The following is a 22,677-nucleotide window of genomic DNA, read 5'->3' on the forward strand; positions in this document are numbered from 1 at the left end:
TCCTTCCTGCAGGCGCCCACACAAGTCACCTGCGCACACTTTCAAAGAACTCGAAGTCGGCCTCAGCGCCTTCCTTCGTAACCCCGTCGTTTCCGTCGAGGTGAGCCGCCTATTATGGCGGGTTTTTCCGTTCCGTCAACATCTTTTTTCGAAGTTGTTGGCGATCCGTTTCCCTTCGTTTTGGTGCCCTGCTGGTCCGGCAAGGCCCCGTGCGTCGGGGGAGGGAAAGTATGGCGGGTTCAACTGCCTTTGGGAAGGGGGTGCGCAGAAATTTTCACGCCCCGTGTACCTCTCTTCCATCAGAGCATCCTGACCGGCCGGCTTAGCCCACCACCAGGCGGATCCGAGCGAAGTTGCGCTTGCCCACCTGCAATACGCCTTCGAAGCCGGGCGCCAGCTGCAGCGCAGCATCCTCGACGACTTCGCCTTCCACTTTGACCGCCCGCTCCTTGAGCTTGCGGTTGGCCTCCGAATTGCTGGGCGTGATGCCGGCAGCGGTAAGCAGCGCGGCGATGCGGATGCCTTCTACCGGCACCACGACATCCTTGAGCTCCAGCAATGACGTATCGCCCTGGCCGGTGACGACGGCATGCCAGCCCGCAATCGCCTTTTCGGCTTCGCCGGCATCGTGGAAGCGGGTGGCCAGCTCGCGTGCAAGGCGCAGCTTAACGTCGCGCGGGTTGAGCTCGCCGCCAGCAACGGAATTCTTCAATGCGAGCGCTTCGGCCACGCCCATCTCGAAGCTCAGCAGCTCGATCCAACGCCACATCAGGTCGTCGCCGATCTTCATAGTCTTGGTGACGATGTCGATGGCCGGCTCGCTGACGCCGATGTAGTTGCCCAGCGACTTGGACATCTTGTTGACGCCGTCCAGACCTTCCAGTAGCGGCATGGTCAGCACGATCTGGGGCACCTGACCGTGATGCTCCTGAAGCCCACGCCCCATCAGCAGGTTGAACTTCTGGTCGGTGCCCCCGAGCTCGACATCCGCCTGCAGGGCTACCGAGTCGTAGCCCTGGACCAACGGATACAGGAATTCATGGATGGCGATGGACTGCTGGGCGGCGTAGCGCTTGGCGAAATCGTCGCGCTCCAGCATGCGGGCCACGGTGTGCTGGCCCGCCAGGCGGATCATGTCGGCCGCGCCCATCTTGCCGAACCACTCGGAATTGAAGCGGACCTCGGTCCTCTCCCGGTCCAGCACCTTGAACACCTGGTCCTCGTAAGTGCGCGCGTTGGCGAGCACGTCCTCGCGGCTGAGGGGCTTGCGGGTGATGTTCTTGCCGGACGGGTCGCCGATCATCCCGGTGAAGTCACCGATCAGGAAGATCACCTGGTGCCCCAGGTCCTGGAACTGGCGCATCTTGTTCAGCAGGACGGTGTGGCCGAGGTGCAGGTCGGGCGCCGTGGGGTCGAAACCCGCCTTCACGCGCAGGGGCCGCCCCAGCTTCAGGCGGGCTTCCAGGTCTTCGGGCTTGAGGATTTCGTCGGCGCCACGGCCGATCACGGCAAGAGCTTCTGCAAGAGACACGGGGAACAGTTCCAGTAGGGGTGGCCGCGTGAAGGCCAAGTCAGTGAGGTGAAGTTACCGTTAAATGAAAGTAAACAGTGATACCTATCAAAAAAGCCAATTGACTCAATGGTTTGACGCGAAGTCTTCGCGTGTCTATGGTACGCCGATTGGGGCTTTGCCTTGGCCCCGGGATGCAACCTTGATGCAAACTCATGGGGGCGGCAACGGCCGCAAGCAACAGTTCCGGGAGCGCCTGGGGGTGCTTCGCGACACTGCACTTCATCATCAGGTGAAGCGCCATCTGCCGGAAGGGCGATGGACGCGCCGCCACTGGATCCATGCCAGCCTCTTCACCACCATCGGCGTGCTGATGGCGACCATCGTGCCGGGCTTCTCCAGCGCCATCCAGGCGCCGGTATCGGAGCCGCGCAGCACGTTGCTGCTCGATCTGCCCGAATTGTCGGCGGCGCGCATGGCCGGTACGGCCGGTGACAGCTGGCAGGTGGTCCGGGTGAAGCCTGGGCAGACCCTGGGGGCGATTTTCGAGGAGCTGGGCATTCCCGCTGCCACCCTGCACCGCATCCTCGAGAATGCCGACGCCAAGAAGGCGCTCACCCGACTGAAACCGGGCACCGAGATCGCCTTCGACCTGCCGGTCAACGGCGGACTGCGCACGCTGCGCTACGACCGCGACCCGAGCCATCGCGTGGAACTGCTGATCGGCGCGGACAAGGTCACCGAGCGCGTGATCGCCCGCGAGACGACCACCCGAACGGTGGTACTGAGCGGCAAGGTCGGGCGCTCGCTGAACCGTTCCGCGCGCAAGGCAGGCCTGACCTCCGCCAACGTGAACTCGCTGACGGACGAAATCTTCAAGTACGACATCGACTTCAATTCCGATCTGGGCGCAGAGGACCGTTTCAGCGTGGTGGTCGAACAGACCTGGCGCGAAGGCGAGCTGATCAGCACCGGGCCGGTGCAGGCCGCCACGTTCACGGTGGACGGCAAACTGCATTCGGGCTTCCGCTTCACCCGCCCCGGCGGCAAGCCGGAGTACTTCACCGCCGCCGGCCGGCCGTTGAAGAAGAACTTCATCCGCATGCCGATCCCCTACGCGCGCATGAGCTCCAAGTTCGGCGCGCGTCGCCACCCGGTCCTGGGCACGATGCGGATGCACAAGGGCGTGGATTACGCCGCCTCCAGCGGCACGCCGATCATGGCGGCCGGCGATGGCCGCGTGCAGTTCGCGGGCTGGCAGGGCGGTTATGGACGCACCGTGATCCTCGACCATGGCCGTGGCCACACCACGCTGTACGCGCACATGTCGCGGATGGGCAAGATCAAGCAGGGCCAACGCGTCGCGCAGGGCACGGTGATCGGCTATGTCGGCACCACGGGGCTGTCGACCGGCCCACACCTGCACTACGAATTCCGCATCAACGGCGTGCACCGCAATCCGCTGTCGGTGACGATGCCGCCGCCGGAACCGCTGGGCGGCGCGCAGCTGGCGGCATTCCGCACGTACACGGCCAATGCGCTGACACGCATTCGGACCGTGGAAGACGTCATCTACGCCGACGTTGGCCCGGCCGAAGGAGCGACCAAGCCCGCCACCGTCGCGGCGGCCAAGCCTGCCGGCAAGGGCGGCAAGGGCTGATCCTTCACCCACGCATGGCGGCAATCCGGAAAAGGCGGGACACTGTCCCGCCTTTTTCTTTGCCTGTCGATTCCGCATGACGACTCCCGCTTCCACCGAGCTTTACCTGGGCCTGATCTCCGGCACCAGCGCCGATGGCATCGATGCCGCACTTGTCCGGTTCGAAGACTCCCCGACGGGGTTGGGTTGCGAGCTGGTCCATGGCCGCACATTCGCCTGGGATCCGGCGTTGCGTGCGCAGTGGGTAACCCTGGGCCAGGGCGCGGACAACGTGTCGCTGGACGGACTCGGTTCGCTGGACGGCCTTGCCGCGCGCGCATTCGCCGATGCCGCATCCGCACTGCTGGAAGAGGCAGGCGTGCCTCGCGGACGCGTGCGCGCGCTCGGCTCGCATGGCCAGACCATCCGCCATCGCCCGCACGCGGACCCGCCGTTCACCTGGCAGCTCGGGGATGGCAATGTCATCGCCGAGCGCAGCGGGATCGACACCGTGGCCGACTTCCGCCGGCGGGACGTGGCGGCGGGCGGGCACGGCGCACCGCTGATGCCGGCGTTCCATGCCGCCCTGCTCGGTTCGCTGCAGGAAGACCGGGCCGTACTCAACCTCGGCGGCATCGGCAACTTCACCCTGCTGCCGAGGGTGGGCGACGTGCGCGGTTTCGATACCGGGCCGGCGAATGCGCTCATGGACGCCTGGTGCGCGCGCCATACCGGGCGCACCTACGACGCGGGCGGCGCCTTCGCGGCGAGCGGACACGTGGACGCCGCTCTGCTGGCTCGCCTGCTGGCGGAACCCTGGTTTGCGCTGGCGCCACCGAAGAGCACGGGGCGGGAACAATTCCACCTGGACTGGCTGCAGGCGCGCATGGGCGAGGTCACTATCTCGCCGGCCGACGTGCAGGCCACCTTGCTGGAACTGACTGCACGCACCGTCGCCGACGCGCTGCAGATCACCCAGCCGGCCACCCGTCGCGTGCTGGTCTGCGGTGGTGGCGTTCACAACGCGGTGCTGATGGCACGGCTGGCCGCCCACCTGCCGCAAGCGGTGGTGGAATCCACCGCCGCACACGGCCTGGATCCGGATTACGTGGAGGCGATGGGCTTTGCCTGGCTGGCACGCGAAACGCTGGCCGGCCGGTCGGGCAATCTGCCGGCAGTCACCGGGGCCGTCGGACGCCGCGTGCTGGGCGTGGTGTACCCGGCCTAGAAACCCTTGCCGGGCGGCACATCCTTCAACGCGCTGATCGCATCGGCGAGCGCGTTGACTTCGCGGTCATCCAGGCCGCCGCGCACTTCGGATTCGCAGACGAAGAGGCCCTGTTCCAACAGGTTGAAGATGGTGTCGTGGATCGGCCATCCTCGCGCCTGCGAGACGCGCCGGATGCGCTCGGCGAGGATCGGGTCCACGTCCTTCAGCACGATGTCGGTCATTGCCCCGTCCCCTGCATACCCCTTGGCCGGACTTTAGCGCACGCGCTCAGTCCGGTGCCCCGCCCGCCGACCGGTCGATGCCACTCGCCGGCTCGTGGTCGCCGCCGAACCGGATGCGCGGGGCCAGCCAGAAGAACAGCGCGACCGCCGGGATCGCGACCAGGGCGGTGATCCAGAAATACACTCCATACCCGGTCTGCTCCACGATGCCGCCGGACACCGCGCCCAGCAGTTTTCCCGGCAGCATCACCAGCGACGAGAACAGCGCGTACTGGGTGGCGGTGAAGCGCTGGTTGACCAGCGCGGACAGGAACGCCACCAGCGTGGTGCCCTGGAAGCCCTGCGCGAGGTTCTCGCCGGAAATCACCAGCGTCAGCTTCCACACATCGCCGTCGGCGCCGATCAGCCAGACATACAGCAGGTTGCTGATCGCCCCCAGCACGATGCCCGCCAACAGCGGCCATTTCACGCCCCAGCGCGCGACGGCGATGCCGGCGATGAATACGCCGACCAGGCCCACCCAGACGCCCCAGATCTTCGATACCGCGCCGATCTCGGTCTTGGTGAAACCCTGGCTGAGGTAGAACGGCGCCATGATGCCGCCGCCCAGCGACTGGTCGGAAATCTTCGCCAGCAGGATGAACGCGAACAGGGCGATGGCCAGCGCAATGCCGAAACGACGGAAGAAGTCGACGAAGGGCTCCACGACCCCCTCCTGCAGACCCTCGCTCCACGTCGTCATGCGGATCCGCACCACATCGGGCTCGCGCGACAGCAGGACCGCGACCACCGGTATCAGCATGACGGCCGCCATCGCCTGGTAGACCAGCGGCCACGACACCTGATCGGCCAGCATGAGCGCCAGGGCGCCGGTGATGATCAGCGCGATGCGGTAGCCCAGCGAATACGTGGCCAGCAGCGCACCCTGCGATTCCTGCGGCGCGATCTCGATGCGGTACGCATCCACGGCGATGTCCAGCGTGGCGCCCGCGAACGCCGTCATCAGCGTGACCCAGATGAAGGGCCCCAGCTGGCCGGGCGTCAGGTGCGCCATCGACAACAGGCCGACGATGACCACGGCCAGCGCAAACAACAGCCAACCGCGGCGCTGGCCCAGACGGCCCAGCAGCGGCAGCCGCCAGCGATCCACCAGCGGCGCCCACAGGAACTTCAGGGTGTAGCTCAGGCCGGCGCTCGCGATCAGGGTGATGTTCTTCAGCTCCAGCCCGTTCTCGGTCAGCCAGTACGCCAGCGTGCCGGCCACCAGCAGGAACGGCATGCCCGAGGCAAAGCCGAAGAAGAACATCGTCCATGCCGACGGCTGCGCGAACGCACGCCAGACCGAAGGCTTGCCGGGACGTTCGCTTGCCGTTGTCGTCATCAGGTGTAGTCCACCGTGAAGGGGGCATGGTCGGAGAAATGCTGCTCGCGGTAGATCGAGCAGGCCTTCAGGCGGTCACGCAGCGACGGCGTGACGAACTGGTAGTCGATCCGCCACCCCACGTTGTTGGCGCGCGCCGCACCGCGGTTGCTCCACCAGGTGTAGTCCTGGCCTTCCGGGTGCAGTACACGGTACGCATCCACCCAGCCGCCGTCGTCCGCGCACATGCCGTTCAACCAGTCGCGCTCCGGCGGCAGGCAGCCTGAGTTCTTCTGGTTGCTGGTCCAGTTCCTGATGTCCAGCCGGCTGCGCACGATGTTCCAGTCGCCGCACAGCACATAGTGGCGACCACTGCGGCGCCACTCGTCCAGCACCGGTGCCAGCCAATCCATCACCTTGAACTTGAAGCCCTGGCGCTCGTCGCCGGACGAGCCGGACGGGATGTAGAACGACACCACGCTCAGGTCGCCGAAGCGTGCTTCGATGTAGCGGCCCTCCTCGTCGAAGTCCGGCCAGCCCAGCGCCGTGCGGACCTCGTCCGGCTCGCGCCTGGCGTAGATCGCTACCCCGCTGTAGCCCTTCTTGGTGCTGGCGTCGCGGAACCACGCCTTGTAGCCGGCAGGCAGGAACTCCGGTCCAGCCAGCTGGTGCTCCTGGGCCTTGGTCTCCTGCACGCACAGCACGTCGGCGTGCTGGTCGGCGAACCAGTCGAAGAACCCCTTGGTGGCCGCGGAGCGCAGGCCGTTGGCATTGAAGCTGATGATGCGCATGTGCACTACGTTCGTCGGAAACCGGGCAAGCGTACCCGAACCGGCGCTTCCGTCGCGCGGCATCGACCGCATGGCGGTTATCCTGTCGCCTGCCCTGTTCATCCCGCCACCGCCCATGTCCGATCACGGTTCCCGTTTCCTCCAGCTCGCACTGCACGCACAGGCCCTGCGATTCGGCCAGTTCACGCTGAAATCGGGACGTCAGAGTCCGTACTTCTTCAATGCCGGCCGCTTCGACAGCGGCGGACGCCTGGCCGGACTGGCGGCCTGCTACGCCGATGCGGCAGAAGAAGCTGGCCTGCAGTTCGACCTGCTGTTCGGCCCCGCCTACAAGGGCATCCCGCTGGCGACCGCACTGGCCTGCGAGTACGCCCGTCGTGGCCGCGACCTGCCGGTGGCCTTCAACCGCAAGGAAGCCAAGGACCATGGCGAAGGTGGCCTGCTGATCGGTGCGCCACTGGAGGATCGCCGCGTGCTGATCGTGGATGACGTGATCACCGCGGGCACCGCGATCCGCGAGGCATTGGGCCTGATCCGCGCGGGCGGCGGCACCCCGGCCGGGATCGTGGTCGCCCTCGATCGGCAGGAAGTGCTGGGCGAACCCGGCACAGGCGGCGTGCGCCGCTCCGCCGCGCAGTCGGTGGCCGAGGAGACCGGCGTACCGGTGGTGGCCGTGGCCAACCTGCATGACCTGCTTGCATTTGCCGGCGAAAGCGCCGACCTTGTCCGCCATCGCGACGACCTGCTGGCCTACCGGGCCCGCTACGGCAGCGCGACCCAGGACTGACGCAGCAGGGGGCTGCCATGACCGTCCGCACTTCCCTGGCGTTGTCGGCCGTATTGCTGGCGCTGGCACCCACCGTGCTCGCGCAGGGCAAGAACAATCCGTCCACGCCCGCCAACAAGAAACTCTTCTGCTGGGAAGAGAAAGGCCAGCGCGTCTGCAGTGATGCGCTGCCCGCCGATGTGGTCAACGCGGCACGCGACGAGATCAGCGCGACCAGCGGACTGCGCACCGGGGGCGTCGGCCGCGCGATGAGCGAAGAGGAACGCGCCCAGGCGGCCATCGCGGCCCAACAGAAGATGATCGACGACGCCGCCTCGGAAATGCGGCGACGTACCGATGCCGCCATGCTGATGTCCTACCGCAGCGAGGAAGAGTTGCGGCGCGTCTTCAATGAACGCACCGCCATCGTCGACAACAACGTACGCACCGCGCGCTACAACGCGGTCAGCCTGCGCGAAGGCCTTGTCAGCCTGCTGCAGACCGCAGGCGATCAAGAGCTGGCAGGACGTCCGATCCGTGCGGACATGTCGGCCACCATCCACCAGCGCCATGCCGAGCTGCTGCGCACCCGTCGCCTGCAGCAGAGCTTCGAGGCCCAGCGCGCGCAGCTGGACGTCGAGATCACCGATATCCTGCAGCGCTACCGCAACATGAAGGGCATCACGGCCGAGGCCGCGGAAGAAGCGGCCACCCCCGCCATGGCACCTGCGCGCAACTGACCCGGTAAACCCCTCCGGAAACCTCTGGAACGACGACGCCGGGATAAGCCCGGCGTCGTGGTCATGCCGCTCCGGAGCCCGGCAGGCGTCAGAACGTCATCGTCAGTTCCGGTGCAAGCGCCTGCAGGCGGGTACGGAATTCGGTCTTGATCCGCTCGAGCGCCTCGCGGTTGTCCGCCTCGAAACGCAGCACCAGGATCGGCGTGGTGTTGGACGCACGCACCAGGCCCCAGCCATCGTCCCAGTCGGCACGCAGGCCATCGATGGTGGACAGGCGTGCGCCCTCGAACTCGGCGCCATCGACGAAACGCTCGACGATGGCATGCGGCGTGCCTTCGTCCACCGCCACCTTGATCTCCGGCGTGGACACGCCATCGGGCAGCTCGGCCAGCACTTCCGACGGCGTTTCGGCACGATTGGCCAGGATCTCCAGCAGGCGCGCGGCGGAATACAGCCCGTCATCGAAGCCGTACCAGCGTTCCTGGAAGAAGAAGTGGCCGCTCATCTCGCCGGCCAGCTCGGCACCGGTCTCGCGCATCTTGGCCTTGATCAGCGAATGGCCGGTCTTCCACATCATCGGCGTGCCGCCGTGGCGCAACACCCAGCCCTGCAGCTTTCCGGTGCACTTCACGTCGAAGATGATCAGCGCACCGGGATTGCGCTCCAGCACATCGGCAGCGAACAGCATCAACAGGCGGTCGGGGAAGATGATGGCGCCTTCCTTGGTCACCACGCCCAGGCGGTCGCCGTCACCATCGAACGCCAGACCGATGTCGGCATCGAAGCGCTTCACGGTCTGGATGAGGTCTTCCAGGTTGTGCGGTTCGCTGGGGTCGGGGTGATGGTTGGGGAAGGTGCCGTCCACGTCGCAGTACAGCGGGATGACTTCCGCGCCGATGGCTTCCAGCAGCTGCGGGGCGATGTCGCCAGCCACGCCGTTGCCGGCGTCCACCACGACCTTCAGCGGGCGCTCCAGCTGCACGTCGTCGGCGATGCGCTGGATGTAGTCGGCCGAGACATCGCGCTGCTGCAGGTCGCCGCGCGCGTTGGCCACGAACAGGCGGTTGTCGCGGATGCGTTCGTACAGGTCGGTGATCGCGTCACCGGACAGCGTCTGCCCGCCGACCACGATCTTGAACCCGTTGTAGTCCGGCGGATTGTGGCTGCCGGTGACCGCCACGCTGCTGCCGGTGCGCAGGTGATAGGCCGCGAAATAGGCGACCGGGGTGGGCGCCAGGCCGATGTCGATGACGTTCCGGCCGGCCTTGCGCAGGCCTTCGATCAGACCGCCGACCAGGTCGGGGCCCGAGAGGCGGCCGTCGCGGCCCACCACGATGTCGGTGAGGTCCTCGTCGCGCATCACCGAGCCGATGGCCATGCCGATCAGTTCGGCGACCTCCACGCTCAAGGTCTGCCCGACGATGCCGCGGATGTCGTAGGCGCGGAAGATGCCGGGATCCACCACCACGGCCTTGGCTTCGGCCTGGGTGTACTCATCCTTGGGCGCGGTACGCGTGCCGCCGGCCGGCGGCGGCGGGGGTTCGCGCATCAGCGCCTCGCCCAGTGTGGGCTCATCCGTCTCGCTCACTTCTGCTCCTTTCTTGCCCAGACCACCCATGCGAATTCCGCCGCGCGCGACCAGCACCGACACCACGGTGAGGCCGGCGAGCAGCACCGCCACGATCATGGCCGGAATGGCGCCCAGCCCCAGCGGACCGGGCTCGCTGACGGGGACCGCCGTCGCCACGCGCAGGCCGGTCTTGCCTACCGCGCGCGCCATGCGCTCCGCGCTATCCTCCAGGCCGCTGTTGCCGCGTTGCTTGATGGAGTAGCTGCCCTGCCGCAACGCAAGATAGCCGCCGGGCAACGCCACGCCATCGAAGGCCTGGGTCAGCTGCGTGAGCGGCAGGCGAACGTAGATGACGCCCTGCGGCGTGGATGCCGCCATGCCGAACGCAGTCTGCTTGCCGTCCTTCACCACGCGGGCCGCGATGCCATCGCCCTGCATGCCCTCCTCCAGCAGTGCCAGCTTGCTGAAACCGAAGGTCGCGGCATCCTCGTAGGCCGCCTGCAATGCGCCATCCAGGATCTCGACGTGCTCCACGCCCGCCCAACCGTCCTTCAGGGCGGCCACGGCGGCGGCCGTATCGTTGGTGGCCAGGGCCGCCTTGACCGGCGCGGATGCGAGCCGCTGCTCGAACTGGCGGACCTGCGCCGCATGGCTGGCCTGCACCGCCTCGACCGCACGATCGCGGGCCTGCCCGACCTGTTCCAGCAGGCGCGCTTCGCGCCACTGGCGGACACCGCTCCAGGCCAGCAGCGCTGCGAGCAGCGCCAGCAGCACCGCCAGCTTCGGCAGCGCGCCGCGCAGATCGCCCACGGGAATCCGCTTGCGGCTCTCGTTCGTCGTGTTCATCGCCTTGTCCCCTGTCATCGCACGCCGGTGTGGCCGAAACCACCCGTCCCCCGTGCGCTGTCAGCGAAAGTATCCACCACTTGCAGGTGCACGCGCACGACCGGCAGCACCATCACCTGGGCGATGCGGTCACCGGGCTGGATGGTGAAGGTCTCATGCCCCCGGTTCCACACGCTGATCAGCAGCGGGCCCTGGTAGTCCGCATCGATCAGGCCGGTGCCGTTGCCCAGCACGATGCCGTGGCGATGGCCGAGGCCGGAACGCGGCAGCACCACCGCGCACAGGTGCGGGTCGCCCAAGTGCAGCGCGATGCCGCTGGGCACCAGCGCCGCGTCGCCAGGTTCGAGCACCAGGGGCGCGTCCAGCGCCGCACGCAGGTCCATGCCGGCGCTGGCCTCGGTGGCGTAGGCCGGGAGCGGCCATTCGTCGCCGAACCGCGGGTCCAGCAGCTTCACTTCCACGGCACGGGGTGCACTCATGCGTTCAGTCGCTCCACGATCAGGTCGATCAGTTCATCGGCCAACTGCGTCTTCGGCGCGGAGGCGAAGCTGCGCTCGCCGTCCTTCCAGTACGCCGTCATCGCATTCTGGTCGCTCTCGAAGCCGCCATCGGCAATGCCCACGCGGTTGGCCACGATCAAGTCCAGCCGCTTGGCCTCAAGCTTCCTGCGCGCGTACTCGGCGACATTGTTGGTCTCGGCGGCGAAGCCCACCACCAGCTTCAGGGCCTGCGTCTGCGCGGCGACTTCGGCCAGGATGTCGGGCGTTCGCACCAGGTCCAGCGCCAGCGACTCGCTGGACTTCTTGATCTTGTCGGCGGCCGGCTCGCGCGGGGTGTAGTCGGCCACGGCAGCGGCGCCGATGTAGATGTCGGCCGGCAGGGCGGCGAACACCGCCCGGTGCATCTGCGCGGCCGAACGCACGTCCACGCGCGCGACGCCTGCCGGCGTGGCCAACTGCACGGGCCCGGCGATCAGGGTGACGCTGGCACCACGGCGCGCAGCGCTGGCGGCAACCGCGAACCCCATCTTGCCGCTGCTGCGGTTGCCCAGATAGCGCACGGGATCCAGGTCTTCGTAGGTCGGGCCAGCGCTGACCACCACGTTGAGCCCGGCTAGATCCTGCGGCACCGCGGTGGCGCGGAGGACGGCGCCGGACAGTGCAGCGACGATCTCTTCAGGCTCGGCCAGCCGGCCCGGACCGGACTCGCCCTCGGCGAGCGGACCATCGTTCGGTCCGACCACCTCTACGCCGCGTTCGCGCAGCGTGGCCAGATTGGCCTGCGTGGCGGCGTGCTGCCACATGCGGTGGTTCATCGCCGGCGCGATCATGATCGGCGCAGTGGTGGCCAGGCACAGCGTGGCCACCAGATCGTCGGCCAGCCCATGTGCCAGGCGCGCCATCAGGTCGGCCGTGGCCGGCGCGATGATCACGCGATCAGCCCACCGGGCCAGTTCGATATGGCCCATCGCCTGCTCGGCGGCGCCGTCCCACAGCGTGGTGCGGGTGGGTTGGCCGGACAGCGCCTGGAAGCTCAGGGGCGTCACGAACTGCTGGGCCCCCGCCGTCATCGCGACCTGCACCTCGGCCCCGGCATCGCGCAGCCGACGCACCAGCTCCAGTGCCTTGTAGGCCGCGATTCCGCCGCCCACGCACACCAGGAGGCGCTGTCCCGCCAGATCACGCATCTTGTCCGATCCGCTCACGTCGGCACGTTCCTACGTCCATACAAGCGATTAGCTTACCCGAACGCCCCTCATCACCCGATGCACGCCCGGCGTCCGCCGGCCGATCCTGTCGCCATGCACATCCGCGACTGGCCCCACGACGAACGCCCCCGCGAGAAGCTGCTCGCCCGCGGCCCCACCAGCCTCAGCGACGCCGAACTGCTGGCCATCTTCCTGGGCTCGGGTCTGCGCGGGCGCGATGCCGTCGCCACCGCGCGCGACCTGCTCGCCACCCATGGCCCGCTGCGCGCGCTGCTGGAACGTCCCCCCGCCGAACTGACGGCGCTGCCGGGCCTGGGGCCCGCCCGTGCGTGTGCCCTGGCGGCGGCGCTGGAGCTGGGCACCCGCCTGCTGCACGCCGCCCTCGAACGGGGTGACGCCATCAGCGACCCGGAGGCCGCCGGGCGCTACTTCGCCCAGCGGTTGCGCGGCCGTCGACACGAGGTGTTCGCGGCCCTGTTCCTCGATACCCGCCATCGCGTGCTGGCATTCGAGGAGTTGTTCCAGGGCTCGGTGGACAGCGCCGAGGTCCATCCGCGTGAAGTGGCCCGTCGCGCATTGGCGATGAACGCGACCGCCCTGATCGTCGGCCACAACCATCCTTCTGGATGCGCAGAGCCCTCGGCCGCCGACCGCGCCGTGACGCAGCGCCTGAAGCAGGCGCTCGCACTGGTGGACGTCCGGTTGCTGGACCACTTCGTCATTGGCGATGGGCCACCCCAGTCGATGGCCGCGCGTGGATGGGTGTGAGGACGGCCTTCGCTGAACCATGCCGATCCCACGGGGAGGACCGGAAAACCTAGAATAGGCGGTTCCCACGCACCAAGACGGTTCTCCGTGAAAGCTTCCCTTCGCGCCTTGATCGCCCAGGGCATCGACGCCCTGCGCACCGCCGGCACCCTGCCGGCCGATGCCGCCACACCCGACTTCGTGGTCGAACGTCCCAAGACGCGCGAGCACGGCGATTTCGCCACCAACGCCGCCATGCAGCTGGCCAAGGTGGCGCGCAGCAATCCGCGCGCCATCGCCACCGCCCTGGTGGCGGCGTTGCCGGCCAGCGACGACGTCGTGAAGGTCGAGATCGCCGGCCCCGGCTTCATCAACTTCCACATGAGTCCGGGCGCCTATCAGCGCGAAGTGGCCACCGCGCTGGCGCAGGGCGCCGCCTACGGCCGCAACGACAGCGGTGGCGGGCGCACCGTCGGCGTGGAGTACGTGTCGGCCAATCCGACCGGTCCGCTGCATGTCGGCCATGGTCGTGCAGGTGCGATCGGCGACTGCATCGCACGCGTACTGGCTGCCAACGGCTGGAACGCCAAGCGCGAGTTCTACTACAACGACGCCGGCGTGCAGATCGACAACCTGGCCAAGTCCACCCAGGCGCGTGCGCTGGGCAAGTCGCCGGAGAGCGAAGGCTGGCCGGAAGACGGCTATCGCGGCGACTACATCGCCGACGTGGCGCAGGCCTACCTCGACGGCGATTCGATCGAGGTGGAAGGCCACGTCGTCACCGGGGAAAAGGATCCCCAGGACCTCGACGCCATCCGCCGCTTCGCCGTGGCCTATCTGCGGCGCGAGCAGAACCTGGACCTGGCCGCGTTCGGCGTGTCGTTCGATCGCTACTTCTTGGAAAGCTCGCTGTACTCCGACCGGAAAGTGGAGGAGACCGTGAGCAAGCTGATCGCCTCCGGCCACACCTACGAGGAAGGCGGTGCACTGTGGCTCAAGTCGACCGACTTCGGCGACGACAAGGACCGCGTGATGCGCAAGTCCGACGGCACCTACACCTACTTCGTGCCGGACGTGGCCTACCACCTCAGCAAGTGGCAGCGCGGCTATGAGCGCGCCATCACTGAGCTGGGCGCCGACCACCACGGCTCGCTGGCGCGCGTGAAAGCCGGCCTGCAGGCCCTTGGCGAAGGCATTCCTGCCGGGTATCCCGAATACGTGCTGCACCAGATGGTCACGGTGATGCGCGGTGGCGAGGAAGTGAAACTCTCCAAGCGCGCCGGCAGCTACTTCACCCTGCGTGACCTGATCGAGGAAACCAGCGCGGATGCGACGCGCTGGTTCCTGATCGCGCGCAAGCCGGATTCGCAGCTGACGTTCGATATCGACCTGGCGCGCCAGCAGAGCAACGACAACCCGGTGTTCTACGTGCAGTATGCGCATGCCCGCGTGTGCAGCCTGCTGCGCCAGGCGGGCGAGAAGGGTTACGCCTACGACCAGGCGAACGGGCTGGCGAACCTGGCGCGCCTGGACGACGACACCTCGCTGCAGCTGATGGTGGAACTGTCCCGCTATCCCGAAGTGGTGGAAGCGGCCGGCGAATCGCTCGAACCCCATGGGGTCGCGCAATACCTGCGCGAGTTGGCCTATGCTTTCCATACGTGGTACGCCGGCACGCCCGTGCTGACCGACGATGCGCAGGCACGTGATGCGCGGCTGGCGCTGGCACTGGCGGTACGCCAGGCGCTGGCCAATGGACTGGACCTGTTGGGCGTAAGTGCGCCCGAGAAGATGTGAGCGGAGAGCAGTAGATGGCAGCAAGGCGCGGCAAGAGTCAGGCCACACGCAATTCCAGTCAGGCCACGCCCGCGTGGGTCTGGCTGATCCTCGGCCTGCTCATCGGCCTGGCGGTGTATTTCGTCGTGCCGGGGCTGGGCAAGAAGGACGGTGATGGCTTCTTCCGTCCCACGCCCAACCCTGACGCGCAACCCGCCCCCGTCGACAGCGCCGATGTGGAAGCCGTGGTGCCCGACGCGCCGAGCAACGAGGCACCGGCCACCGCCCCGACGACGGACGATGCCGCCGCGAAGGAAACCCAGTACGACTTCTACACCCTGCTGCCCGGCAAGGAAGTGCAGATGTCCGACGCGGAACTGGCCGCCAGTGCACGCGAGGAAGAAGCACGCAAGGCGCGCGCCGCCCTCAACGGGCAGGCCACGACACCCGTCGCGGCTGCGCCGGCAGCCGCCGCAGCGGCCCAGCCGACACCGATCAACGAAACCGCGCCTGCCCGCCCGGCCGAGACACCGCGCGCCGCAGATGTCCCTCCCGCACCCAAGCCTGCTGCCGCCGTGGCCAGCGCGGACACCGGCGCGCGCTACATCCTGCAGGCCGGCGCCTTCGGCGCATCGGGCGATGCCGAGGCCACCAAGGCCAAGATCGCCATGCTGGGCCTGAGCGCCCGCGTGGAGTCGGCACAGATCAACGGCAAGACCGTCTACCGCGTGCGCATGGGCCCGTATGGCACGGCGAGCGAACTCGCCGAGGCGAAGCAGAAGCTCGCCAGCGGCGGACTGCCTGCGATGGCGGTGAAGGCCCAGTGAGTGCCACGCGGCCGACGCTGCAGCGCCTGATCGTGGCGACGGCCGCGGCGATGGGGTCGCTGCTTGTCGCCTCGTGGCTGGTCGGCCTTGTCCTGCCCGCACACTGGCAGGAGGTGGTGCAGACACGCTGGGGATTCCTGGCACCGGTCAGCTACGTCGTGACCGCCCTCTGCATGGGCCTGGGTGGCGCGCTGGCAGGCCATCGCTTCCTGATCGTCGCCGTTGGCCTGACGCTGGCGGTGTGGATCGCGACGCTGTCGGTGCTGGCCGGCATCGCCGGTGCGGCCTCGGACATGTCCTACCCCCTCGGTTTCCTGCTGCGCACGAACGCGCTCAGCGCGACGCTGTCCGTGGTCGCCGCCGCGTTCGGCACCTGGCTGGGTGCCCTCTGGTATGCGCGCCGCTGACCGCGAACCGTTTTCCCTCCGCGAAGGAACCCCCATGACCCGTACCGCCCTCATCACCGGCGCCACATCCGGCTTCGGTGCCGCCGCCGTCCGCCGCTTCGCCGCTGCCGGCTGGCGCGTGATCGCCACGGGCCGCCGTGCCGAGCGCCTGCAGGCGCTGGTGGATGAAATCGGTGCCGACAAGGTGCATGCCGCCGCGTTCGACATCCGCGACGAAGCCGCGATGGACGCCGCACTGGCTGCAGTGCCAGCAGGGTTCCGCGACATCGACCTGCTGGTCAACAACGCCGGCCTCGCGCAGGGCACCGCACCCGCGCAGCACGCATTGCTGTCCGACTGGCGCACGATGATCGACACCAACATCACCGCGCTGGTCACGCTGACGCACCGCTTGCTGCCGCTGCTGGTCGAACGCAAGGGCGCCATCATCAACATCAGCTCGGTGGCGGGTGTCTATCCGTACCCGGGCGGCAACGCCTATGGCGGCAGCAAGGCGTTCGTCAGCCAGTTCTCGCTGGGCCTGCGCAGCGACCTGCACGGTACCGGCGTACGCGTGACCACCATCGAACCCGGCATGGCCGAAACCGAATTCACCCTGGTACGCACGCATGGCGACCGGCAGGCGTCGGACAAGCTCTACACCGGCGCCGCGCCGATGACGGCCGACGACATCGCCGACACCATCTTCTACGTCGCCACGCTGCCGCCGCACCTCAACATCAACCGGCTGGAGATCATGCCGGTGACGCAGTCGGTGGCGGGCTTCCAGGTCGCGCGCGCGTAGTTGCTTCGCACTCCCGTAGCGTGCGCCACGCGCACGTCACGGGACATCCGGCATCGCGAGGCCGTGCGCAGAGCGCACGCTACGCCAGCGGTTCGTCCGAGAGGTAGGTGTAACCGGTAAGCCCCGCTTCCAGCGCGTCAGACAGCAGTTTCGATTCGTCGGCCGACAGGCCCGCCTCTTCCACGCGCTGGCGGTACACCGCGCGCAGGTCGTCCAGCCGGTAGCCGACGTAGTCGAGCATCACGTCGGTGGTGTCGCCACGGCGCTGCTGGGTGAGCAGGTAGCCGGTGCCGGCATCGGCGCTGACTTCCACCGCGTCGGTGTCGCCGAACAGGTTATGGATGTCGCCCAGGATTTCCTGGTACGCGCCGACCAGGAAAATGCCCAGCCGGTAGCTTTCACCCGGCTTCAGCGCGTGCAGCGGCAGTGAGGAGTCCAGGCCTTCGTTCTCCACGTAGGTATCGATCATGCCGTCGGAGTCGCAGGTCATGTCGGCGATCACGCCGCGGCGGTCGGGTGCCTCGTCCAGACGGTCGATCGGCACGATCGGGAACACCTGGTCGATCGCCCACACGTCGGGAATCGATTCGAACACGCTGAAATTGACGAAGTACTTGTCCACCAGCCGTTCGTTCAACTCGTCCAGCAGGTCGCGATGGCTGCGCTCGTCGCTGCTCAGGCGGCCGCGCACGGCATGCGCGATGGCGTAGAACAGGTCGTCGATGCGGGCGCGGTGCACCAGGTCGATCTGGCCCAACGCATACAGCGACAGGCCCTCGCTGTGGTGGTGTTGCGCCTCATGGAACAGTTCCACCGCCGGCCGCGTGTCCAGCTCGGCATGGATCTCGCGCAGGTGGCGGATCACCGCCGGCTCGTCGTCGTGCGACGGCGGCACGCGGCCTTCCGGCGCCTGCTCGACTTCCGACACGTTCACCACCAGCACCGCGTGATGCGCGGTCATCGCGCGGCCACACTCGGTGACGATGCGCGGCGGAGTGAGTCCGTTCTGCTCGCAGGCCTCGGCCAGTGGCTGCACGATGTTGTTGGCGTACTGGCTGATGCCGTAGTTGATGGAGCAGTAGCTGCGCGAACGCGTGCCCTCGTAGTCGATGCCCAGGCCACCACCGACGTCGACATGGCTGATGGTCGCGCCCAGCTTGGACAGTTCGATGAAATAACGCGTCGCTTCGCGCATGCCGTTGGCGATGTCGCGTACGTTGGAGATCTGCGACCCCATGTGGAAGTGCAGCAGGTTCAGCGTGTCCTGCAGGCCCGCCTCGCGCAGCTGCTTCCACAGGTCCAGCACCTGGCGCGGGGACAGGCCGAACTTGGCCTTGTCGCCGCCGCTGTTCTGCCACTTGCCGGCACCGAGCGTGGCCAGGCGCATGCGCACGCCCAGGCCGGGCTTCACGCCCAGCTTGCGCGACTCTTCGATCACCAGCGCCAGCTCGGACGGCTTCTCGATGACGATGAAGGTCTGCAGGCCCAGCTTGCGGCCGATCAGCGCCAGGCGGATGTACTCGCGGTCCTTGTAGCCGTTGCAGACGATCAGCCCACCCGGGCGCGACAGCGCCAGTACGGCCATCAGTTCGGGCTTGCTGCCGGCTTCCAGGCCGAAGCCCTCGCCTGCGTGCGAGGCCAACGTGCCGGCGACACCGCGATGCTGGTTGACCTTGATCGGATAGACCGCCGTATAGCCGCCCTTGTATTCCCAGTCGGCCTGCGCCTGCGCGAACGCGGCCTGCAGCTTGCCCAGGCGGTCGCCCAGGATGTCGGGGAAGCGCACCAGCAACGGCAGCTGGGCGCCTTGCGCACGCGCGGCGTCCACGACTTCAGGCAGCGGGATCACCGGCCCCTGCGCGCCCTTGGGCGACACCACGATGCGGCCGGCGGCGTCCACGTCGAAATACCCTTCGGCCCAGTGCGGGACGGAGTAGGTCTTGCGGGCGCGGTCGGTGGACCAGGACATGGCGTTTTCCAAGGTGAGGCGAGCGGACGCGCATTCTACAGGCTGCGGTCACATGGGTCCGTTACAATGCGCCCCCGCAGCGGCAGGCCCCGTGGCCGTTGCCATTCCCTTCATGCAGGACAGCCCCATGACCGCCAACGACACCTGGTTCATCGAACACTTCTCGCACACCGGCTCCGCCATCGGTTTCCGCACCACGGGCAAGCTGGACGAGGTGCAGTCGCCGTTCCAGAAGATCGAGATCTACGACAGCACCGACTGGGGCAAGCTGATGGTGATTGACGGCGCGATGATGCTGACCACGCGCGACAACTTCTTCTACCACGAGATGATCAGCCACCCGGTGCTGTTCACCCACGCGGCGCCCAAGCGCGTGGTGATCATCGGTGGAGGCGACTGCGGCACCCTGCGCGAGGTGCTGAAGCACCCGGGCGTGGAGAAGGCCACGCAATGCGACATCGACGAGCAGGTCACGCGCATGGCGGAGAAGTACTTCCCCGAACTGTGCGAATCGAACGACGACCCGCGCGCCGAACTGCTGTTCGACGACGGCGTGGCCTACATGGCCAACTGCGAACCCGGCAGCGTGGACGTGGTCATCGTCGACTCGACCGACCCGGTCGGCCCCGCCGAAGGCTTGTTCAACAAGGCGTTCTTCGAGAGCTGCTTCCGCGCGCTGAAGCCGGATGGCCTGCTGGTGCAGCAGTCCGAATCGCCGCTGGCGCTGCTGGACCTGATCAAGGACATGCGTGCCGAGATGGGCAAGGCCGGCTTCCAGTCGTTCAAGACGCTGCCGTTCCCGCAGCCGTGCTATCCGACCGGCTGGTGGAGCGTCACCGTGGCCAGCAAGCAGGCCGGTTTCGATTTCGCCTTCCGCCAGGCGGACGCGGCGGCCAAGCCGTTCGACACGCTGTACTACACCGCGCACCTGCATACGGGCGTGCTGGTGGCGCCGCCGTTCGTGGCGAAGGCGCTGGGGGAGTAAGCCTCCGCGCGTGCAGCAACAAAAAAGCCCCGCGATGCGGGGCTTTTTCATGTCGTCGTCAGGCGTCGAACTCGCGCCAGTGCGGGATTCCATGCCTGCGCGCCTGATGCCGCAGGTACCAGGCCATGGTGAGGCCGAACAGCAGACCCGCCACCAGCGCCGTGGCGACGCCGACCAGCACGGGCATGCCTTGCCTGCTCCACATCAGCAGCCACATGAAGAGGCCCCAGAACACGCCGAAGAACCCGCCCATCAGCGTCGCGTTGATGGCGAAACCCGCCATGTGCGGGGGTGGCAGCTTCAGGCCCATCTTCCACATCAGCCGGAACAAAGGCGGCGCGTATGTGTTCCTGCCGAGCTTCTTGGACTCCAGCATCGCAAGCGCCCGCTGCAGACGCGTTTCGAAGACACCCATGGTCATCGCAGCCGTCCCCTACAGCGCGTCGGCGTCCAGTTCGCCGGTACGGATCCGCACCACGCGCTCCAGGTCGTATACGAACACCTTGCCATCGCCGATCTTGCCGGTGCCGGCCGCCTTCACGATGGCCTCGACCACCTGTTCGGCCTGATCGTCGGTCACCGCGACCTCCAGCTTCACCTTCGGCAGGAAATCGACCACGTACTCGGCGCCCCGGTAGAGCTCGGTGTGCCCCTTCTGGCGACCGAAGCCTTTCACTTCCGTGACCGTGATGCCGGCGATGCCGGTTTCCGCCAGCGCTTCGCGCACGTCGTCCAGCTTGAACGGCTTGATGATGGCCATGACCATTTTCATGCGGCTTGCTCCCGTGGATGCTGCACGCAGGATAGCGCGGCGCGACGGCGCGCGGTTGCGGCAACCGGTCCTGTCGCGGTTCAATGGCGGCCTCGCCGCCGGACTTTTCCGACAGCGCTGCGCAGCGAACGCCGATGGCCTGCCACCGGCATCGCCCACAAGCTCGGTGCACTGCCGGAGAACTGACATGATCGACCTCAACCACATCGACGACCTCGCCCGCCGCCTCAGCCAGCTGGTGCCGCCCGGCCTGCGTGATTCGCAGGAAGAATTGCAGCAGACCTTCAAGTCCGCGTTGCAGGCCGGCCTGGGGAAGCTGGACCTGGTGACGCGCGAGGAGTTCGACGTGCAGCAGACGGTGCTGCTGCGCACACGCGAGAAGCTGGAAACACTGGAACGCACCGTGGCCGCGCTGGAAACTCAGCTGGCCGACAAGCCCGCGCAGTCCTGACCCCGCCGCCATGAGTCTGGCCCTGGTGAACAGCCGGGCGCGGGCGGGCGTGTCCGCGCCGCCGGTCCGGGTGGAAGTGCACCTGTCGGGCGGCCTGCCGTCCACGCAGATCGTCGGCCTGCCCGAAGCCGCCGTGCGCGAGGCGCGCGACCGCGTACGCGCCGCGATCCTGTGCGCGCAGTTCGAATTCCCGACACGCAGGATCACCGTGAACCTTGCGCCGGCGGACCTGCCCAAGGACGGCGGCCGCTTCGATCTGCCCATCGCACTGGGCATCCTGGCCGCCAGCGGGCAGATCCGCCGCGAGGCGCTGGCGGAATACGAATTCCTCGGTGAGTTGAGCCTGACCGGTGAACTGCGGGCGGTGGACGGCGTGCTTCCGGCAGCGCTCGCCGTGGCTGCGACGGGTCGAACCCTCGTCGTGCCGGAGCCCAGCGGCGCGGAAGCCGCACTCGCGCAACAGGGACGCGCATGCACCGGCCGCACGCTGCTGGAAGTCTGTGCCCTGCTCGAAGGCCGCAAGGTGCTGCCCGCCGCAACGGCGCCACCTCCGCTGCCCAGTTCCATCCCGGACATGACCGATGTGCGCGGACAGGCCCACGCCCGCCGCGCGCTCGAAGTGGCCGCAGCCGGTGGCCACCACCTCCTGCTGATCGGATCACCTGGTTGCGGCAAGACCCTGCTCGCCTCGCGCCTGCCCGGGCTGCTGCCCGTGGCGAGCGATGGCGAGGCCATGGAAAGTGCCGCCATCGCCTCGGTCAGTGGACGCGGGCTGGACCCCGCTCGTTGGCGCCAGCGCCCCTATCGCGCACCGCACCACACCGCGAGCGCGGTCGCACTGGTGGGCGGCGGAGCGCAGCCGCGACCGGGCGAGATATCGCTGGCGCACAATGGCGTCCTCTTCATGGACGAGCTCCCCGAGTGGTCGCGGGCGGCGCTCGAAGTCCTGCGGGAGCCGCTGGAATCCGGCACCGTCACCGTGTCGCGGGCGGCGCGCACGGCGGAGTTCCCCGCCCGTTTCCAACTGGTCGCGGCCATGAATCCCTGCCCATGCGGCTGGGCCGGCGACCCCAGCGGGCGTTGCCGCTGTGGCCCGGACCTCATCCGTCGCTACCGCAGCCGGTTGTCGGGGCCGCTGCTCGATCGCATCGATCTGCATGTCCATGTGCCGCGGCTGCCGCCCCACGAACTGAGGCCGGATGCGCCGGACGGCGAATCCACGGCCTCGGTGCAGGCCCGCGTCGTTGCCGCGCGCGCATGCCAACAGGCGCGCGCCGGTTGCGCGAACGCACGCCTGGGCCAGGCCGACACCATGGCGCACTGCCGACTGTCGGCACGGGACCAGGCGCTGCTGGAGCGCGCCGTCGAGCGCCTGCAACTCTCCGCGCGCAGCCTGCATCGCATCCTGCGGGTGGCGCGCACCATCGCCGACCTGGCGGGCAGCGACTCGATCACCACGCCACACCTGACCGAAGCGCTGGGCTACCGGGGCATGGATCGCGGCAATCCCGCATGACCTCCGGCCAAGGCGGGTGAAGGTGGGGTGTGGTCTACTCGAGTCACACCTCCGGCTGGCG

The 22,677-nt window shown here is 67.8% G+C and carries 22 protein-coding genes; 12 read left to right on the forward strand and 10 right to left on the reverse strand.

Annotated elements, in window-relative coordinates; all coding sequences use genetic code 11:
• Positions 1–322: 322 nt before the first annotated feature.
• Entirely contained in the window at positions 323–1,531 is a 1,209-nt protein-coding gene (gene tyrS, locus ACIPRS_RS12770) for a tyrosine--tRNA ligase (RefSeq protein ID WP_446538802.1), read from the reverse strand.
• Between the two features lie 184 nt (positions 1,532–1,715).
• Between tyrS and ACIPRS_RS12775 the strand changes: the two genes are divergently transcribed.
• Both ACIPRS_RS12775 and ACIPRS_RS12780 read left to right on the forward strand, forming a co-directional pair.
• Positions 1,716–3,170: a peptidoglycan DD-metalloendopeptidase family protein gene (locus ACIPRS_RS12775; protein ID WP_446539096.1), complete on the forward strand. Its 1,455-nt coding sequence runs from the start codon at positions 1,716–1,718 to the stop codon at positions 3,168–3,170.
• A gap of 76 nt (positions 3,171–3,246) precedes the next feature.
• Positions 3,247–4,377 carry an anhydro-N-acetylmuramic acid kinase gene (locus ACIPRS_RS12780; RefSeq protein WP_446538803.1) on the forward strand — a complete coding sequence of 377 codons (1,131 nt, stop codon included), beginning with the start codon at positions 3,247–3,249 and terminating at the stop codon, positions 4,375–4,377.
• Here the strand turns inward: ACIPRS_RS12780 and ACIPRS_RS12785 are convergent.
• From ACIPRS_RS12785 to ACIPRS_RS12795, 3 genes are read right to left on the reverse strand one after another with little or no spacing between them, the layout of a single operon-like run.
• On the reverse strand, positions 4,374–4,601 hold the full coding sequence (locus ACIPRS_RS12785) for a hypothetical protein (protein WP_142123160.1): 228 nt from the start codon (positions 4,599–4,601) through the stop codon (positions 4,374–4,376). The two genes, ACIPRS_RS12780 and ACIPRS_RS12785, sit on opposite strands and share 4 nt — an antisense overlap.
• A 46-nt stretch (positions 4,602–4,647) precedes the next feature.
• Entirely contained in the window at positions 4,648–5,982 is a 1,335-nt protein-coding gene (locus ACIPRS_RS12790; RefSeq protein WP_446538804.1) for an AmpG family muropeptide MFS transporter, read from the reverse strand.
• A complete protein-coding gene (locus tag ACIPRS_RS12795; protein ID WP_446538805.1) occupies positions 5,982–6,752 on the reverse strand; it encodes an exodeoxyribonuclease III in 771 nt (256 codons plus the stop codon). Before ACIPRS_RS12795 ends, ACIPRS_RS12790 begins: the two co-directional genes overlap by 1 nt.
• Before the next feature lie 115 nt (positions 6,753–6,867).
• On the opposite strand from ACIPRS_RS12795, the gene pyrE reads away from it, so the two are divergent.
• Together pyrE and ACIPRS_RS12805 are read left to right on the forward strand one after the other, a co-directional pair.
• Complete coding sequence (gene pyrE / locus ACIPRS_RS12800) at positions 6,868–7,539, forward strand: orotate phosphoribosyltransferase (RefSeq protein WP_446539097.1); 672 nt, start codon at positions 6,868–6,870, stop codon at positions 7,537–7,539.
• Between the two features lie 17 nt (positions 7,540–7,556).
• Entirely contained in the window at positions 7,557–8,258 is a 702-nt protein-coding gene (locus ACIPRS_RS12805) for a hypothetical protein (protein ID WP_337732321.1), read from the forward strand.
• An 88-nt stretch (positions 8,259–8,346) separates the two neighbouring features.
• On the opposite strand, the gene ACIPRS_RS12810 is transcribed toward ACIPRS_RS12805, so the two are convergent.
• From ACIPRS_RS12810 to coaBC, 3 genes are read right to left on the reverse strand one after another with little or no spacing between them, the layout of a single operon-like run.
• Complete coding sequence (locus ACIPRS_RS12810; protein ID WP_446538806.1) at positions 8,347–10,674, reverse strand: phosphomannomutase/phosphoglucomutase; 2,328 nt, start codon at positions 10,672–10,674, stop codon at positions 8,347–8,349.
• 14 nt (positions 10,675–10,688) lie between these two features.
• Positions 10,689–11,153: a dUTP diphosphatase gene (dut, locus tag ACIPRS_RS12815; RefSeq protein WP_277728466.1), complete on the reverse strand. Its 465-nt coding sequence runs from the start codon at positions 11,151–11,153 to the stop codon at positions 10,689–10,691.
• Positions 11,150–12,361, reverse strand: a complete 1,212-nt coding sequence (gene coaBC, locus ACIPRS_RS12820; protein WP_446539098.1) for a bifunctional phosphopantothenoylcysteine decarboxylase/phosphopantothenate--cysteine ligase CoaBC — start codon at positions 12,359–12,361, stop codon at positions 11,150–11,152. Before coaBC ends, dut begins: the two co-directional genes overlap by 4 nt.
• Positions 12,362–12,475: 114 nt before the next feature.
• Here coaBC and radC point away from each other — a divergent pair, with 114 nt between their 5' ends.
• From radC to ACIPRS_RS12845, 5 genes are all read left to right on the forward strand, one after another.
• Positions 12,476–13,150, forward strand: a complete 675-nt coding sequence (gene radC, locus ACIPRS_RS12825) for a RadC family protein (protein ID WP_192199877.1) — start codon at positions 12,476–12,478, stop codon at positions 13,148–13,150.
• Positions 13,151–13,237: 87 nt separating this feature from the next.
• Positions 13,238–14,926 carry an arginine--tRNA ligase gene (gene argS / locus ACIPRS_RS12830; RefSeq protein WP_446538807.1) on the forward strand — a complete coding sequence of 563 codons (1,689 nt, stop codon included), beginning with the start codon at positions 13,238–13,240 and terminating at the stop codon, positions 14,924–14,926.
• Between the two features lie 14 nt (positions 14,927–14,940).
• Positions 14,941–15,732: an SPOR domain-containing protein gene (locus ACIPRS_RS12835; RefSeq protein WP_337732326.1), complete on the forward strand. Its 792-nt coding sequence runs from the start codon at positions 14,941–14,943 to the stop codon at positions 15,730–15,732.
• Complete coding sequence (locus tag ACIPRS_RS12840) at positions 15,729–16,139, forward strand: hypothetical protein (RefSeq protein WP_446538808.1); 411 nt, start codon at positions 15,729–15,731, stop codon at positions 16,137–16,139. The genes ACIPRS_RS12835 and ACIPRS_RS12840 overlap by 4 nt, the downstream gene beginning before the upstream one ends.
• A 34-nt stretch (positions 16,140–16,173) precedes the next feature.
• Positions 16,174–16,923, forward strand: a complete 750-nt coding sequence (locus ACIPRS_RS12845; RefSeq protein WP_446538809.1) for an SDR family NAD(P)-dependent oxidoreductase — start codon at positions 16,174–16,176, stop codon at positions 16,921–16,923.
• Between the two features lie 79 nt (positions 16,924–17,002).
• Here ACIPRS_RS12845 and speA read toward each other — a convergent pair whose 3' ends face one another.
• Positions 17,003–18,892 carry an arginine decarboxylase gene (speA, locus tag ACIPRS_RS12850; protein WP_446538810.1) on the reverse strand — a complete coding sequence of 630 codons (1,890 nt, stop codon included), beginning with the start codon at positions 18,890–18,892 and terminating at the stop codon, positions 17,003–17,005.
• Positions 18,893–19,019: 127 nt separating this feature from the next.
• Between speA and speE the strand changes: the two genes are divergently transcribed.
• Entirely contained in the window at positions 19,020–19,877 is an 858-nt protein-coding gene (speE, locus tag ACIPRS_RS12855) for a polyamine aminopropyltransferase (protein ID WP_446538811.1), read from the forward strand.
• A gap of 58 nt (positions 19,878–19,935) precedes the next feature.
• Here the strand turns inward: speE and ACIPRS_RS12860 are convergent, their stop codons facing one another.
• Both ACIPRS_RS12860 and ACIPRS_RS12865 read right to left on the reverse strand, forming a co-directional pair.
• Positions 19,936–20,298: a DUF6404 family protein gene (locus ACIPRS_RS12860; RefSeq protein ID WP_446538812.1), complete on the reverse strand. Its 363-nt coding sequence runs from the start codon at positions 20,296–20,298 to the stop codon at positions 19,936–19,938.
• Between the two features lie 12 nt (positions 20,299–20,310).
• Positions 20,311–20,649, reverse strand: coding sequence for a P-II family nitrogen regulator (locus tag ACIPRS_RS12865; RefSeq protein ID WP_337732333.1), 339 nt, complete (start codon positions 20,647–20,649; stop codon positions 20,311–20,313).
• Between the two features lie 187 nt (positions 20,650–20,836).
• On the opposite strand from ACIPRS_RS12865, the gene ubiK reads away from it, so the two are divergent.
• Positions 20,837–21,100: a ubiquinone biosynthesis accessory factor UbiK gene (ubiK, locus tag ACIPRS_RS12870; protein ID WP_446538813.1), complete on the forward strand. Its 264-nt coding sequence runs from the start codon at positions 20,837–20,839 to the stop codon at positions 21,098–21,100.
• A gap of 10 nt (positions 21,101–21,110) precedes the next feature.
• A complete protein-coding gene (locus tag ACIPRS_RS12875; RefSeq protein ID WP_446538814.1) occupies positions 21,111–22,616 on the forward strand; it encodes a YifB family Mg chelatase-like AAA ATPase in 1,506 nt (501 codons plus the stop codon).
• The last annotated feature ends 61 nt before the right edge of the window (positions 22,617–22,677 follow it).

Source organism: Pseudoxanthomonas sp. LARHCG66, assembly GCF_052871755.1.